The sequence below is a fragment of the Opitutus terrae PB90-1 genome, from assembly GCF_000019965.1.
Lineage (GTDB): Bacteria > Verrucomicrobiota > Verrucomicrobiia > Opitutales > Opitutaceae > Opitutus > Opitutus terrae.
In genome coordinates, this window is sequence record NC_010571.1 from 1,508,128 (window position 1) to 1,522,977 (window position 14,850).

Consider the following 14,850-nt stretch of genomic DNA (forward strand, 5'->3'; position numbering starts at 1 on the left):
GTTCTGCCGGGCCGCGCTTCCGATCACGCGCCATGCCTGCCCGATCCCTTCCCCTGGCGATTGGCGACGAACGTATCCCGCCGCGAGAAGGCGAGGATATCGAGGCGATGCTGGCGATCCTGCAATCCATTCAGGAGGCGCGGGATCGCCGCGAGCGGCCTGTTCCGCGCAACCTCCATCCGAAGCAGCACGGGTGCGTGCTGGCCTATCTCGCGGTCGAGCCCGGTGTGCCGGCCGGATTCAGGCACGGGCTCTTTGGCGAGCCGCGGGAATACCTGGCGGCGGTCAGGTTCTCGAGCGCGAAGATGCGCGACGATCGGCTACCCGACGCGCACGGGATGTCGGTGAAGCTGTTCGACGTCGACGGCGAGAGACTGCTCGAAGACGAGCCCCAGGCGCGAACACAGGATCTCGTCTGCGTCGATCATCCGGTCTTCTTCGCGCGGGACGTGGCGGATCTGCTGCCGTTGCTGGTAGATTACCGCCGCTTGATGATCGGCGGGCCGTGGGCCAAGGCCCGCACGCTGTTGCGAGGAATGGTTTCTCTCGACCGTCGTTTTCGGATCCTGCGGGCCATGGTGCTCAAGCGGCCGACCGATTTGCTGCGCGTGCAATTCTGGAGCACCACGCCAGTGCGGATCAGAGATGGCGCGATGAAGCTGTCGTTCCGGCCGCAGCGGCAGGCTCAACCCGAACGGTCGTGCGGTTCGGCGGACCGGTTGCGGCTGGCGCTTGCGGCCCGGCTGGAGAGTGAGGAAGCGCGGTTTGATCTGGTCGCTCAGCTCCAGACCGACCCGACCGCCATGCCCATCGAGGATGCCACCGTGTGCTGGGATGAATCCACGGCGCCGTACCAAAAGATCGCCACGTTGCGGATACCGGTGCAGCGTTTTGACACGCCGGCGCAGCGCGACTTCGGGGAGAACCTGTCGTTTACGCCCTGGCACGGGCTCGCGGCGCATCGGCCGCTCGGTGGCATCAACCGGGCGCGCCAGCGGATCTATCAGGCGATGGCGGCGCAGCGGAGAACAGCGAACGGCGCGGCACTCCGGGAACCCACGGCCGACGAGTGGCACGCGGCGCGAGGCGGTAGCCGCTGAACCTCGTCTAGTCGTTGCCGCCGGATGCGGGGCACCCCGAGCGTTGCCAGCTCCACCGCCTGCGCACCGCCGCGCGCTCGCGCCGCGCCGAGTGCGCAGCCCCATGTGTCCAAGCAGAGGGAGCGGCGGCACCCGCCACTCCCCGCCACTTTTCAGTTCCGCGCGAATTCCTCGGCGAGCGCCCAGAGCTGCTTGTTCACGAGTTGGGCGTGCTGGAGTCCGCCCACGGGTCGGGTGGTGTTCTGCCGGAGCGGCGAGCCGATGATCACGGCGACGTAACGTGTCCCGCCCCGAAGCAAATGCTCCTGGACTACATTTAACGTGGTCCAGAGATCGGTGGCCGCATCGCCCACCCGCACCGGGGCGAGCAGCTTCTCCGGCGAGAGCGCCCGGCCGACCGGCTGTTCCGGATCCCAGCGCAGCGCCGCGGCCCGCCGGCCGAACTCGACCCGGGCCGCCGGCGAAAGCGTCACCGCTTTCCAGCGCGCGACGGACGCCAGCACCTTGGGCGCGCTGTCGGCGATCGTGCGGGCCGCGGACGTAAACCGCTCGGCGGACACGTCGAGGTGCCGGATCGCCACGTGCGCGAATTCCGCGTCGGAGACGACGAGGCCATTGCGGCAGACGAGGCGGTAGAGTCCCGCGTCGATGCGATAGGCACGCGTACCATCGTGCGCGTTCTGCAGGATCATTTCCGGGCGGGTCTCCCCGAGCTGGAACGCGCCGACCTCCAGATCGACGCGCCGGGCGAAGCGAATCTCGTGCAGCTGGAATCCGCGCCGGGTATCGAGCCGGACCCGCTGTTCGCCGGCTTTCACGGGCTCCCACCCATCGGAGCGCAGCAGGTCGACCACCTGGGCGGTGGAAACGAAGGCATAGCGGGACGAAACGCCGGGCCGGGCGTGCACGGCGAACACGGACGGGGCGACGCGGCGAAGGTCGTCGGTCGACAGGGCACGATGCGGGAGGGGGGACGAAACGAGGACTGAGCTATTCATGATCTTTTCTGGTTTGATGGCGCCCAACGGGGCGCCGTCTGCAGGGAGCCGCCCTGCGCGGCCCCTCCCGGGCCACACCGTTGAAACGGCCGCCCCGGAGGGATGCCGACGTCCAGCACCGTCGCGCAAGGTGGAGCGCAGCGCACGCGAGCAATACCTTGAGGCGCGGACGGGCGGAGGCGCTCGCGCCGAACGCTCGCCCGCCGGCGCAGGTGCTAACATGAGGCAGCCCTCAGGCGCGGCCCCGCTGACCGCAGCGCGCGAGCGGCGCAACGAGAGCGAGCCTCACAAGCCCCAGCGGCGACTGAGCGGTCGTGCCCGCGCGGCCCGTTGCGCGCTCGCATCCGCGCAGCCAGCCGAAAAAAGGGGCGTGAGCCCCTGGCGCTAAAGGAGACCGGCGGAGCGAAAGCTGTAGTAACCGAGTCCCGCCGGATCGCACTCGGGACGTCCGAGGACCACGTGATCGAGCAGTGAGATATCCACGGTCTTTGCCGCTTCGCGGAGCTGGCGCGTGACGTGCACATCGGCGCTACTCGGCGCCGGGTCACCCGACGGGTGGTTGTGTTATGTGACGAGCCGAGCTATGTGGAGTGCATGCGGTCCTTTCACTCGGGGTTCGCTCTGCGCGTAGGCTGGATCGCTGCACATAGCTAAATCAGTTTCCCGCGGTTTTTGCGCGCCAGTGTCGGGGCGGCTTTCTTCACGTGGCGTGCGCAGTGGATTACGTGTGGGATGCGCAAGCCCTACTATTCTTTGGATCGCTCGACGGATGGCGGCCTGGAGCACTTTTACTGCGAGCGACGGACGCTGGCTGACTTTCGGCGTGGCGCGCTGGGCGATTACTTCGACGGTTTGGCTCTGACGCTGAAGAAGAACGGGTATTCGATCCACCACGGCTGCGGCATTCTCGGCACTTGCTGCATGTTCAACGTCTACGTGACGGAGCGTGGCATCACCAAGGCCTCGGCTATTTCCGCCGAGTTGGTCGAGCCTTTCTTGGACGACTATCTCCGCGGGGTCCGCACCACCAGCGCCCGCTATTCGCCGCGCGACAACGCGCGAGCGCACTTGCGCCATCTGTTTTTCTATCTGGAGGCGCTCAAGGTTATCACTCCGCCCAAGCCGGTGCAGGTCGTGACGCCCTACAGTTGGATCCTCGATCCTTATATCGTCCATCTACGCGACGAGCGCGCCGTGGCGCCAGTGACGGTGAAGCGCCACCTCGCGCACACCACCGCGTTCCTCGAGTTCCTGAAGCACGACGTGCAACGGCCGCGCCTCAAGACCATCAGCGCCGAGCAGGTGGAGGCGCAGCTCAAGCGGCACATGAAGGACAGCAAAGACAACGTGCGCTCGTTGTCATCGAGCCTTCGCTCTTTCCTCCGCTACTGCGCGGATCACGGCCACACTCAGGCGGACTTCTCCGAGTTGGTCCCGCGACAGCGGCACTATCGGCACGCTTCGCTCCCCAGGGGCATCGAGGATTCGGCGCTCGAACGCGTGCTGGCTGCGATCGACAAGACGAAGCCTAATGGCGCACGCGACTACGCGATCATTCTGTTGCTGATGGCGTATGGCATCCGTGCGATCTCCGCTGCAAAACTCGTGATGGAGGATCTCGACTGGCGGCAGGCCAAGATCCGCTTTCGCGCGCAAAAAGGCGGCAAGGAAGTGATCGTTCCGCTCCTCGATGCGGTCGGGGACGCGATCATCGAGTGGCTCCGTCACCGCGACCCGCGCACGCCTCATCGCGAGGTGTTCCTCAGCACCAAGGCGCCGCACGGATCGCTGAGCAGCATGGCGATCTCCACCGTGGTGAAGCACTACCTGCACAAGGCCGGCGTTCATCAGCCCGGACGCGGCGCGCACTCGTTACGGCATTCGTGGGCGATCCGCGCGTTGGAGCACGATCAACCGATCAAGGCCATCGCCGATGCCCTGGGGCATCGTTACATCGACACCACCTACATCTACGCCAAGGCTGACTTGAAGACACTGCGGCAGGTGGCGATGCCGTGGCCGGCGAGGTGAACCATGGCCACGTGTTGTTTTCGCAGCGCGCTCGCGTTCCGGCTTCAGTCCTTCTGGGAGACGCGGGCCGCATCGGGCCGCGGTCCTGTTCTCCTCAAGGTGCTGCGTTACCTCGACCGGTTTCTTATCGGTGAGCTGCAGCCCGGCGATACAATCACGCGTGAGGTCACCGAGCGTTATTTCAAGAGCACCGAGCACTTGGCTCCGGGAACCCGGATCAACCGGATGTCGATCCTCCGTCAGTTCTGCCTCTATCAAAGCCATTTCGATCCTCGCACGTGCATCGTGCACCGGATGTTTTTGCCGCGGCGCAATCGGCCGATGCCGCACATCTACACGGTGGCCGAGGTCCGCCGGATCATGGCGGCGGCACCGCCGGCCGAACGTTCTCCGGACCCGCTGCGTCCCGTGGTGTTCGCAACCCTCGTCGGGTTCCTCTACGCCACCGGCCTGCGCGTTGGCGAGGCGGTGAAGCTCAATCTCGCTGACGTCGATCTGTCACGCCGTCTTCTGCTCATTCGCCAAACCAAGTTCGGCAAGACTCGCTACGTGCCGCTGGCACCGTGCACCACCAAGCAGCTCGCGGCCTACGTGGCCCAGCGCCGCGCGGCCAGATTCTCGCAGGAGCCGACCGCGCCATTTTTCCCGTCATCCCTCGGTGGACGCTATCACGTGCCGAGCTTCACGACGGTGTTTCTTCAAGTGTTGCGTCGGTTGGGGCTGCGCGGCCCGCCCGGCCAGCGCGGGCCGCGCATCCACGACTTGCGGCATTCCTTTGCGGTGTCGCGGCTGATGGCGTGGCACAAGAGCGGCGATAATCTCTTCGCGAAGCTGCCCCTCCTGTCCACTTACCTCGGGCACAGCACGGTGACCGGGACCGAGATCTATCTGCACGCCACCGCCGAGCTGATGGAGTCGGTGGGCCAGCGTTTTCATGAGCACTTCGCGGTGCCATCGGCCCGTCTCTTATGTCAGCCCCCGACCTTCCATCTCTGATCCGCGGGTTTTTCGATCAGCATCTCGTGTCCCAGCGCGGACTGAGTGGCCACACGGTTCTGTCGTATCGCGACACCTTCAAGCTCCTCCTCAAGTTCGCTTCCGACGACTCGGGCAAGCGCGTGACCGAGCTCACCCTGGCCGATCTCACCGCGGAGTTGGTGCACGGCTTTCTTCGCCATCTCGAAGCGGACCGGCGCAACGGGATCGTCACCCGCAATCTTCGGCTGGCCGCGATCCATTCTTTCTTCCGCTACCTCGCGATCGTTGATCCCCGGCACCTGACCCACGCCCACACGATCATCGCGGTGCCGTTCAAACGGCGACCGCATCGCGTCGCGCAGTTTCTGGAGAAGGATGAGGTGCAGGAGATATTTCGTCAGATCGATTCCCGGACGCTGTTCGGTCAGCGCGACGACGCACTCTTACGGATGCTCTACAACACCGGCATGCGCGCGCAGGAGTTGGTTGACCTCGACGTGCGGCACGTGCGTTTCACTCGACCGTCGAACGTGCTCATCTTCGGCAAGGGCCGCAAGGAGCGCACCTGCCCGTTGTGGCCCGAGACGGTCGCCGCGCTGAAGAGTTATCTCCAGCCTCGTTCGATCAAGTTCACCGACGCCGTGCCGCTGTTTCTCAACATCGACGGCAACCGGCTGACGCGCTTCGGCGTTCGCTACATTGTCAGTCACCGCATCAGTGAGGCGGCCCAGCGCTGCCCGACCTTGCTCGCGCGGCGGATCACTCCGCACACGTGGCGCCACACGACGGCGATGCATTTGCTGCAATCGAACGTCGACCTCGCGATGATCCGTTCCTGGCTCGGGCATGCATCGATCGAGACCACCAACACCTACGTCGAGATCGATCTTGAGATGAAGCGCAAGGCTCTCGCCTCCGCCGAGAAGATTCTCCCGAAGCCGAAGCACCCGTCGTCATGGCGCGCCAACACCGACGTGCTCGCCTGGCTGTCCAGCCTCTAACCGCGCGCCTTGAACGCGATGGCCCAGAGGGCCGGACACGTCGTTTTCGTGGATCGCCGCCGGCACGCCGTGATGAGTTTTCCCAAGGCGCGGTGCAACCGGCGCATCTCCAGCATGCGCCGATCAAGCTCTTGCTGCTTATCCTCCAAGAGACGCTTCACTTCGGCACACGACTCACCCGGCGAAAACTGCATTTCCATGAGCTCCTTGATCTCGCGCAGGGTGAACCCGAGGTCTTTTGCCGAACGGATAAACCGCAACCGGCTCAGGGCGTCATCGTCAAAGTCCCGGTAGCCCGATCCCGGCCAGCGATGGGTCGCCGGCAGCAGTTCCATTCGCTCGTAGTAGCGGACGGTCTGGACATTTACCCCGGCGGCCTTGGCGAGTTCTCCGATCGTCATGACATGGCGGTTGACCTTATACCATACTACAGGGTGTAAGCTGGGCCGATGCAGCCGGTGAAGCAATCGTGGATTCTGACAGGCGGATTTTTGTCCGCCGTGGCGGCCTCGCTTTGCTGCATCGGACCGCTGGTGGCGGCCGTCGCGGGCGCGGGTAGTTTTGTCGCCGCAGGCTGGTTTGAGCGTTGGCGGCCGGCTTTTCTCGGCGTCACCGCTGCGCTCCTCGCTCTCGCGTGGGTGTTGACCTTGCGTGCCCGACGTATCGCCTGCGCGGACGGCACCTGCGCAACGCCGCGAGCAAGTCGTTGGACCCTGGGCGTTCTGATCTTCAGCACAGTAATCGTCGGCGCGGTCGCGATGTTTCCGCAGCTTGCGCAAACCACCTTCGGCCGCTCTTCGGTCGCAACCTCCGCACCGGCGGATGGCCGCGTGCTGCGCGTGCGTATCCCCTCCATGGACTGCGCTGCGTGCGCGGTCGGCATTGCCGGCACCCTGCAGCGGGTTCCCGGTATCCGCACGGCGGTCGTCCGCTATGCAACGAAAGAGGCCGAGGTCGTTTACGATCCCGCCGTGATTTCTGCGACGACGGTGATCGCCAAGATCGACGCCACGGGCTTCAAGGCCGAGCCGGCCAACTGATCACCGTGTCCGATTGTTGCTTAACGAAAGGTGACGAGTGCTCGTCCGAGAAGGAGTCGGCTGCCAAGCCGTCCTGCCCGCGCTGCGGGCACGCCGGTCGCCCGGTCTCGACGCTCACGCTCAAGCACCAAGTTAAGTCCCAGTTTTTGCCGGCCGTAAATGCCGGGGGATTTCACTTCTGCCCCACACCCGACTGCCCGGTCGTCTATTTCAGCGCCGGTGGTTCAGTTCTCACAACGGGCGACGTTCGCCGTCCGGTCACTCAAAAAGATCCCGCGCAGGCACCGGTGTGTTATTGCTTCGGCTTCACGCCCGCGATGATCCGTGACGAACTTGCCGCCACAGGAAAATCCACCGTGATCGAACGCATCGCGGCGGAGATGAAGGCTGATTTTTGCGCTTGTGAGATTCGCAATCCCCAAGGCTCCTGCTGCCTCGGCAACGTGAAAGCTGCCGTCAAGGCCGCCACCGCAGAGCGCGCCGGTCTTGCCTGATCGCCGGCCGAGTTATGTGCAGCGATTGTGCTGTCGCGCAGAGTAAAGTGCCTCAGAAAAACGGTAGCGCACTCCACATAGCTCGGCTCGTCACATAACACAACCTATGTGCTGCAGCACATAGGTTGTGCACGCAGATGATCGCCGACGCGCCGGCGACGATCGCAGGACGGAACACTTCCCGCGGATGCACCAACGTGGCCGAAACCGTGCCGGTGCTGATGGCGACCCGCCCCAGCGGCCTGTTCTTCTGGTTCAGCAGCACCACGTAGAACACCTCGTGCATCGGGTGCGCTTCGAGCGTATCTTTCATGTAGTCGTAGACCGCTTCCGCGGACGAGAGGGACTTCGCCCCCACTTCAAACAGGGTCGCTTCGTACGTGAGCTTCGCTTCATACACGCGCATGGGACATGCGCCTCGCCGGCTCGGTCGTGTGTGCGGGAGTGCACCTGATCGACCTCCGCCGGCTGAGGGCGATTCCCGCCCACGCCGAAAGTCAAAGCGCTGCCGAAGCGCCGAGGCGGCTGCTTCAGCAGCAACGAGGGGGAAGCGCAGGGTGTGCGCGTGGTGGAGGCCGCAGGCACTACCTTGACCGGCGTACAATCGGGAATCCCAGCGGCTGGCAGGGCTGGAAGGACTCGACCGGAGGGAGCATCGTCGCGGTATTACCGATTGCGGCCGTTGCCCGGTCCGCGGAGTGTTCGCCGTGTTGTGCGGCGAGTGCCCGTATGTCAGAGGTTGCCAACAGCCGAGCAAACGATCCTCGACGCCTGCTGAGGGTTCGCCCAAGTAGGGCTGAGCCATGAGCCTTTTCGGCCAGATGGTGCCGATTTCCGTCGCGATCCCGGCGATTTACGTCGGTCCCTTTTTGGTGCTGGCGTGCCGCTTTCCCCTTCGGGGAGCCCAAAGCGGGTGAGCCGTTTGCTCCCACGTGCTTTTTCGAACAGGGTGCGGGCGCCGTGGCGGTGCCGCCCGTACGGCTCACTCGTTTATGCCTCCCCAGAACCGTCCACCCGCCGGTACCGACTCCGAACACGAGGAGTTCTCGCTCCCGCTCTTCGTCCTCACGGTGCTGGCAACGCTCGCCGGCTTGCTCGCGGGCCTGCGGCTTTTTGCACCCCAGGTGTGGGCGCAGCAGTTTCTGGCGCCGGTCTCCCACGGGATCGTGGCTTTCCTGGTGATCAGCCTGATCAACTGTTTCATGGAGTATTTCTTCCATCGTTACGTGCTGCACCTGCCGGCGGTTCCCTTCCTCCGCCGGCTCTACAAGCAGCACACGCTGCATCACGCGCTAACCCGCATCGCGCGCCGCAAAGGCCGCGATGGGCGGGGGATACTTTTCATCGAAAACAAGTTCCCGATCGTCGAACCGGAGCAGGGCGAGGCGTCGTTTTTCCCATGGTATTCGCTTGCCGTGTTCGCCTTGATTCTGACGCCGCTGCTGGCGCTGCTGCAGTGGCTGCTGCCGGCGTTCCCCTGGTTCCTCGCCGGTTTCGCGGCGATCGCCGTTTCACTGACGCTCTACGAGCTGCTGCACGCGATCAATCATTGGCCGTTCGAGCAGTGGGAGCCGCTCATTCAACATCCGCGCTGGGGCCGGTTCTGGCAGCCGGCCTACGGCTTCCATCTGCGCCACCATGCGGTCACGGACTGCAACGAGTCGATCTCGGGGTTCTTCGGACTGCCGGTGGCTGACTGGGTGTTCGGCACCTGCGTCGTGCCACAAACCGTCTACGCCGAAGGCGAGGAGTGGTCGGAAGAGAAATTTCGCAGCCCGCATCCACGCTGGATCATCCGGCGGCTCGACGCTTGGGCCGAGCGTGTCGTCCAGCGTCGGCGGGCGTCGAAGGCGGTCGCGGCTCCGCGGCCGCTCGAGCCCGCGATCGAGGTGTCGGTGGCGCCGGAGCCGCGGGTGTACACGCGCTGGGAGGAGGCCGCCAACTGGATCACGCACGGGATAGGGTTGGTGCTAAGCGTGGCTGGCCTGACGCTGCTGATCGTGTTCTCCAGCCTGCGCGGCGACGCGTGGCACGTGGTGAGTTTCACGGTCTTCGGGCTGACGCTGCTGGCGCTGTACGCGGTCTCCACCATCTATCATCTGCAGCGCAGCGAGCGCGCGAAGTACGTTTTTCGGAAGCTCGATCACGCCGCGATCTTCCTGCTGATCGCGGGCACGTATACGCCGTTCCTGCTCACGAGTCTGCGCGGCCCCTGGGGCTGGACGCTGTTCGGGGTGATCTGGGGACTCTGCGGGGCCGGCGCGGTGTTTCAGCTTTTTTTCGGCGAACGGTATCGGCTGACCTCGACGGTGGCCTATCTGTTTGTCGGCTGGCTCATCGTGGTCGCGCTCGAGCCATTGACCGCCAGCGTGCCGCACGGCGGGCTGTGGCTGCTGTTGGCCGGCGGGCTCTGCTACACGTTTGGGGTGGTATTCTACCACTGGCATCGGCTCCGCTTCCACCATGCCGTGTGGCATGCCTTTGTGGTGGGTGGCAGCACGTGTCACGTGCTCGCTGTGCTCCTGTTTCTGCTTCCTTCGCACGCTTGAGGCGAGGCGACGTCGCGGGTTCGGCGTCCGCGGCAGCTCCGCGAAGTGGGGTTTCAAGGCGCGCGGTTCGCGTTTGCCCGCGAACGGTGACATCCTGCCGGCGATGAAAGCCACCGCCGCAGCCCCGCTCACCGGCCAGAATTCGGTCGCAGCCCGGCGCCTAGACCGTGGCGCGGCGGCGCCGACGCGCACTCGGCCGTTTCTGCGGCCCGTCCTGCCGATGAGGTCAAGGCTACAAAGGGGCCGCTGATGGATCTCGACCGCTATGGCGGCGCGAGCCGCTGTCTTCTGCGGCTGCGGGAGAACGACGGCAAGCCGGGGATTTCCGACCAGGCCTTCATCGGCCAGCATCTCGCCCGGCATCCTGAATGGTCACGTCGGCCCGGCGAGGTGGATCTCGCCACACTCTTCGAATTGGCCCGAGAGCTCGAACTGGCTACCGGCATGGACGCGTATCGGGACTATGCGCGCGTGCTCACCGAGCATGCAGCGGGTCACAGCGTGCTCGTGGCGACTGAGCGCCCGCCGCAACAAACGGCCGCGGAGCTGAGCCCGCAGCGATATATCACCCTGCTCGAGGCGATGGACGAGAATGCCTTCACCTTGTGGTGTCCGTATCCGAGCGGCCAAGCCGACGTGCTCGCGGTTGCTCGCCCGTGGTGGGACCGCTGGCTGTGCCTTGGCATTGTCCTGCGCCGCGGTTAGGCCGAGGGCCGCACGCGTGCGCGGCGACCGCGTGCAGGCGACCGCGTGCAGAGCGAAGGAGATGTCGGCGCAGAGCGGCCGCTATCACCGCGCCGGCACCTCGACCACGGATGAGCCTGCGCTGCCGCAGCCAAGACTGCCGGAACCGGGTGCTTGACCAGCCCGTTGCTCCTGTTGCTCCCGCTAAGTGACGATCCGCTTCGTGTTTGGGCGCGACCGGTAGTAACGTGAGCAGCTCGCCGAGCACTTCGGAGAGAAACCAAATCAGCCTATGCGAGACGACTACCTGCAGAGCGCCCTCACCGTCATCCCGGATGCGACCATCTTGATCAACGTGGTCTCCCGGCGGGTCAAACAGCTTCGCCGCGGCAATCGCCCGCTCGTCGTATCCTTGGAGAAGCTTTCGGCCGAGGATACGGCCTTGCGCGAAATAGCGGAGGGCAAGATCAGCTACGAGTTGGGCGCGAACGAGGAATCCCCCCAGGCCTATCGTCGGCCGGGGGCGACGCGTACACCATCGCCTGCGCCGGCCGCCGCCTGAGATTCGGCAGCGGGCACTCGCCCGCATTCTGCCGCTGACAAGGAGTGAATTACGGCTCGATACGCTTGGTCCCCCAACATCGCCAGACGGCCGGGCTTGATACCGGTTGCGGCCTCGAGTCTTCGGGCGCACCGTGCCGGATGACGATAACGAACGCGGCTCCCACGAATATTCAAACGACGGAGACGGGCCCGGTCGCACCGGGTGAGCTTTTGCCTGGTCTGGTGATCACCGACCGAGCGGCTCGGGAGGAGGTCCAGCACCTGGCATACGGGTTTTGGGAGCAGGAGGGCTGTCCGAGCGACCGGGCACTCGACCACTGGCTGCGCGCTGAGTCCGACGTGGTGTCTCCGACCCGCCACGACGGCCAACCCACCCGGATTGACGGCTAAATCTATCCCGATGCAAACGAATCCGCACCTCACGGGCTCGGGACAACTTGGTCCCCAGTGTGGTCCGTCCGCGGCGATACCGAGCGGGTACGGCACGCTCTTGCACGAGGAGCGCCAGCTCCAGGCGGTTGTTCGCGAGGGAATCGCGCAGGCGGAAGGTTTTGGCGGCAGGCGACTAGCCGATCTCCTGCGCTACCAGCGGGATGAAGTGGCAGCGATTATCAACCTGCTGGTGGAGCGGACACAGCAGTTGCCGATTCCGGCGCGATTTAGAGCCACGGATGCGGATCAGGCGGCGCACCCTCGTTCGCTTCGGCCCGTGGGTGGCTCCGGGACTGGCCATCAGGTGGAGCAACTGCACGCAGAGCTGGCAGAACGCTTCGTCCGTTTGACCTCCCGTACGGTCGCATTGAACGCCGACCGCTTCTTCGGCCGGCTTTCACGCCGCCACCACAAAATGGCCGGGAAGCTTCACGACCTGTTCGAGCAGCGGCCTCGGATACGACAGATCTCCGACCGCGATCGGGGACGTGGTTCCGAGCAATCCGCCGCGTCCGCCTCTCACGCGGTTTGGGAAAACGAAGGCGGCAGCCCGATGCGGGGCACCAGCGCGATCGCACCATCAACGACCTTTCGGGACCGTTCGTCGCTTCCCGAGTAACAGAGGAGAATCCATGAGCTCAAGAAACTGTCCGCATTGCGGTCACCGGCTCGGCAATTATCTCTACGCCGACGCTTGCCCGTCCTGCCATCGGGAGTTGACGCATAACACCCGGCCGCTCGTCACCCCACCCAAGCTCGATCCGAATCGCGTTCGATCCCCGATGTACCGTGCCTTCCTCGGTCTCCGAAACGCGATTGAACGGTGAGCAAGAGGTCCGACGGTTCCCGAGGCTGACCTCCCGGTTTGTTGTCGTGGGCACGACGAGATGGCGCGCGGAGGCCAAAATCGCGCGCGTTCCTATCGAACGAATAACGCCTGTAGTTCGCTCACGCTGAGTGGCGGGTGCGTTTCGAGGCTGTGCATCGCCCGGTGCACCTGGTCCGCGGTGGCGCTCTGCAATACCGACAGACCGAAGAGCTGCTGGCGGACATCGTCTTTGCCGCAGCCTTCGACGAAGATGCTCAAGGCGCCGTTGACGGCGGATTGACTAGGGGTGATCGGAAATTCGCGACGGGACATGGGAACTTCAGCCACTCAGCCACAGCGCGAGGTGGGAGCGGCCGATGCGATCCGCATGGACGCCCCGCTGCCACCACCTCGGCGGGCAGACGAACGGATAGGTCCTCCGGGCTGCGCCGCTCCCTTCCGGGACGCTGTTGCTGTAGGCGCAACAAGTAATTGGACGTGGCTCACGGGCGCGAACCTCCCACCGCGAGGCCAACCCCTGCGTGCGAGTCAGCAGGTAGCTCAGTGATCATGCATTCAATGGTGAGCAGCAGGCCGGCGATCGATGCGGCGTTCTGCAGCGCCAGGCGCGTGACCATCGTAGGATCAACTACGCCGGCGTGGACCAGATCCTCGTAGGCCCCCGTCGCGACGTTGTAGCCGAAGCTGCCCGAGCCCGCGGCAACTTTCGCCGCGACCACCGCACCTTCCATGCCCGCGTTGGCGCACAGCATGCGGATGGGCGACTCTGCCGCGCGGCGGACAATCTGCGCACCGACCGCTTCGTCGCCCTGGAGCTTCAGCGCCTGGATTGCGTTCGCGCATCGCAGCAGCGCGACTCCACCCCCGGGAACAATGCCCTCTTTGACGGCGGCCCGCGTGGCATGCAGGGCGTCCTCGACCCGCGCTTTCTTCTCTTTCATTTCAAGCTCCGTCGACGCGCCGACCTGAATCACGGCGATGCCACCGGCAAGCTTGGCGAGCCGTTCCTGCAGCTTCTCCCGCTCGTAGTCAGACGTCGTCTCCTCGATTTCCCGGCGGAGCTGTTTCAGGCGGGCGCGGACTCCGGCGGTCTTCCCGCCGCCCGACAGGATGGTGGTGTCGTCCTTGGTGACGACGATCCGCTTGGCGCGGCCCAAGCCGGCGAGGGTCAGGTCGGCGAGCCGCAGTCCGAGTTCTTCGGTGATGCATTGGCCGCCTGTGACGATGGCAATGTCTTCCAGCATCGCGCGGCGGCGGTCGCCGAAGCCGGGCGCTTTCACGGCGCACACCTTGAGGCTGCCGCGCATGCGGTTGATCACGAGCGTCGAGAGCGCTTCGCCCTCCACGTCTTCGGCGATGATCAGCAAAGGACGGCCGGTTTTCGCCACGGCCTGGAGCAGCGGCAACAGATCCTGGAGGTGGGTGATCTTCTTCTCGTGGGCGAGAACATAGGCATCCTCCAGCACCGCTTCCATCGTGTCCGGATCGGTGGCGAAGTAGGCGGACAGATAGCCCTTGTCGAATTGCATCCCCTCGACCACCTCGAGCGTGGTCTCGATCGATTTGCCTTCTTCGACCGTGATGGTGCCGTCCTTCCCGACCTTGTCCATCGCGTCCGCAATGATGTTGCCGACGGTCTCGTCCGTGTTGGCGGAGATGCTGGCGACCTGGCGAATCTCCTCGCGGTCGCTCACCTTCTTCGCAATCCGCGCCAGCTCGGCGACAGCGGCTTCGACGGCGAGATCGATGCCCCGTTTGAGAAAGATGGGATTGGAACCGGCGGTGACGCTCTTCAGCCCCTCCTTGTAGATCGCTTCGGCCAGCACGGTCGCCGTCGTGGTACCATCGCCGGCGACCTCGGACGTTTTCGCGGCGACTTCCTTCACCATCTGGGCGCCGACGTTTTCGCACGCGTCGGGTAGCTCGATCTCGTTGGCGACGGTCACGCCGTCCTTGGTGACGGTCGGGGCCCCGAAGTTTTTGTCGATGACCACGGTGCGACCGCGCGGACCCAGCGTGACCCGGACGGCGCGGGCGAGCTGTTCGATTCCGCGGAGAAGGCCGCGACGTGCGGTCTCGTCGAAAAGGATTTGTTTAGCGGGCATCGTGGAGAGGGGAGATAGAGGGAAGGTTCTGTTTCCTTGTCGTAG

At 64.9% G+C, this 14,850-nt stretch carries 16 protein-coding genes and 1 pseudogene; 11 read left to right on the forward strand and 6 right to left on the reverse strand.

What is annotated here, in order from left to right:
• Nucleotides 1–32: 32 nt before the first annotated feature.
• A complete protein-coding gene (locus tag OTER_RS06175) occupies nucleotides 33–1,100 on the forward strand; it encodes a catalase family protein (protein ID WP_012374037.1) in 1,068 nt (355 codons plus the stop codon).
• A 152-nt stretch (nucleotides 1,101–1,252) separates the two neighbouring features.
• On the opposite strand, the gene OTER_RS06180 is transcribed toward OTER_RS06175, so the two are convergent.
• Together OTER_RS06180 and OTER_RS26480 are read right to left on the reverse strand one after the other, a co-directional pair.
• Nucleotides 1,253–2,098: a DUF932 domain-containing protein gene (locus OTER_RS06180; RefSeq protein WP_012374038.1), complete on the reverse strand. Its 846-nt coding sequence runs from the start codon at nucleotides 2,096–2,098 to the stop codon at nucleotides 1,253–1,255.
• Between the two features lie 384 nt (nucleotides 2,099–2,482).
• Nucleotides 2,483–2,650, reverse strand: a pseudogene (locus tag OTER_RS26480) (JAB domain-containing protein); the annotation flags it as partial.
• A 180-nt stretch (nucleotides 2,651–2,830) separates the two neighbouring features.
• On the opposite strand from OTER_RS26480, the gene OTER_RS06185 reads away from it, so the two are divergent.
• From OTER_RS06185 to OTER_RS06195, 3 genes are read left to right on the forward strand one after another with little or no spacing between them, the layout of a single operon-like run.
• Nucleotides 2,831–4,129 carry a site-specific integrase gene (locus OTER_RS06185; protein ID WP_012374039.1) on the forward strand — a complete coding sequence of 433 codons (1,299 nt, stop codon included), beginning with the start codon at nucleotides 2,831–2,833 and terminating at the stop codon, nucleotides 4,127–4,129.
• Nucleotides 4,130–4,132: 3 nt separating this feature from the next.
• Nucleotides 4,133–5,125 (forward strand): tyrosine-type recombinase/integrase, encoded by a 993-nt coding sequence (locus OTER_RS06190; protein WP_012374040.1) that lies wholly within the window; start codon nucleotides 4,133–4,135, stop codon nucleotides 5,123–5,125.
• Nucleotides 5,098–6,108, forward strand: coding sequence for a site-specific integrase (locus OTER_RS06195; RefSeq protein WP_012374041.1), 1,011 nt, complete (start codon nucleotides 5,098–5,100; stop codon nucleotides 6,106–6,108). The genes OTER_RS06190 and OTER_RS06195 overlap by 28 nt, the downstream gene beginning before the upstream one ends.
• On the opposite strand, the gene OTER_RS06200 is transcribed toward OTER_RS06195, so the two are convergent.
• Nucleotides 6,105–6,509, reverse strand: a complete 405-nt coding sequence (locus OTER_RS06200) for a heavy metal-responsive transcriptional regulator (protein WP_012374042.1) — start codon at nucleotides 6,507–6,509, stop codon at nucleotides 6,105–6,107. The genes OTER_RS06195 and OTER_RS06200 overlap by 4 nt on opposite strands.
• A gap of 48 nt (nucleotides 6,510–6,557) precedes the next feature.
• Between OTER_RS06200 and OTER_RS23795 the strand changes: the two genes are divergently transcribed.
• Together OTER_RS23795 and OTER_RS25040 are read left to right on the forward strand one after the other, a co-directional pair.
• Nucleotides 6,558–7,148 (forward strand): heavy-metal-associated domain-containing protein, encoded by a 591-nt coding sequence (locus OTER_RS23795; RefSeq protein WP_012374043.1) that lies wholly within the window; start codon nucleotides 6,558–6,560, stop codon nucleotides 7,146–7,148.
• Between the two features lie 5 nt (nucleotides 7,149–7,153).
• The gene (locus OTER_RS25040) at nucleotides 7,154–7,642 is read left to right on the forward strand and encodes a putative iron-sulfur cluster-binding metallochaperone (RefSeq protein ID WP_012374044.1); all 489 of its coding nucleotides are present in this window, start codon (nucleotides 7,154–7,156) and stop codon (nucleotides 7,640–7,642) included.
• 52 nt (nucleotides 7,643–7,694) lie between these two features.
• Here OTER_RS25040 and OTER_RS26115 read toward each other — a convergent pair whose 3' ends face one another.
• Entirely contained in the window at nucleotides 7,695–8,048 is a 354-nt protein-coding gene (locus tag OTER_RS26115) for a JAB domain-containing protein (RefSeq protein ID WP_044891615.1), read from the reverse strand.
• Between the two features lie 586 nt (nucleotides 8,049–8,634).
• Here OTER_RS26115 and trhA point away from each other — a divergent pair.
• The 5 genes from trhA (at nucleotide 8,635) to OTER_RS06240 (ending at nucleotide 12,490) form a co-directional block, all read left to right on the forward strand.
• Entirely contained in the window at nucleotides 8,635–10,191 is a 1,557-nt protein-coding gene (gene trhA / locus OTER_RS25050; RefSeq protein ID WP_012374046.1) for a PAQR family membrane homeostasis protein TrhA, read from the forward strand.
• Between the two features lie 249 nt (nucleotides 10,192–10,440).
• A complete protein-coding gene (locus tag OTER_RS06225) occupies nucleotides 10,441–10,896 on the forward strand; it encodes a hypothetical protein (RefSeq protein ID WP_012374047.1) in 456 nt (151 codons plus the stop codon).
• A 271-nt stretch (nucleotides 10,897–11,167) separates the two neighbouring features.
• Entirely contained in the window at nucleotides 11,168–11,437 is a 270-nt protein-coding gene (locus OTER_RS06230; protein WP_012374048.1) for a DNA-directed RNA polymerase subunit omega, read from the forward strand.
• Between the two features lie 140 nt (nucleotides 11,438–11,577).
• A complete protein-coding gene (locus OTER_RS27020) occupies nucleotides 11,578–11,829 on the forward strand; it encodes a DUF2934 domain-containing protein (protein WP_012374049.1) in 252 nt (83 codons plus the stop codon).
• 10 nt (nucleotides 11,830–11,839) lie between these two features.
• Nucleotides 11,840–12,490 (forward strand): hypothetical protein, encoded by a 651-nt coding sequence (locus tag OTER_RS06240; protein ID WP_012374050.1) that lies wholly within the window; start codon nucleotides 11,840–11,842, stop codon nucleotides 12,488–12,490.
• A 300-nt stretch (nucleotides 12,491–12,790) separates the two neighbouring features.
• Here OTER_RS06240 and OTER_RS06245 read toward each other — a convergent pair whose 3' ends face one another.
• Nucleotides 12,791–13,012 carry a hypothetical protein gene (locus OTER_RS06245; protein WP_012374052.1) on the reverse strand — a complete coding sequence of 74 codons (222 nt, stop codon included), beginning with the start codon at nucleotides 13,010–13,012 and terminating at the stop codon, nucleotides 12,791–12,793.
• A 170-nt stretch (nucleotides 13,013–13,182) separates the two neighbouring features.
• The gene (gene groL / locus OTER_RS06250) at nucleotides 13,183–14,805 is read right to left on the reverse strand and encodes a chaperonin GroEL (protein WP_012374053.1); all 1,623 of its coding nucleotides are present in this window, start codon (nucleotides 14,803–14,805) and stop codon (nucleotides 13,183–13,185) included.
• Between the last annotated feature and the right edge of the window lie 45 nt (nucleotides 14,806–14,850).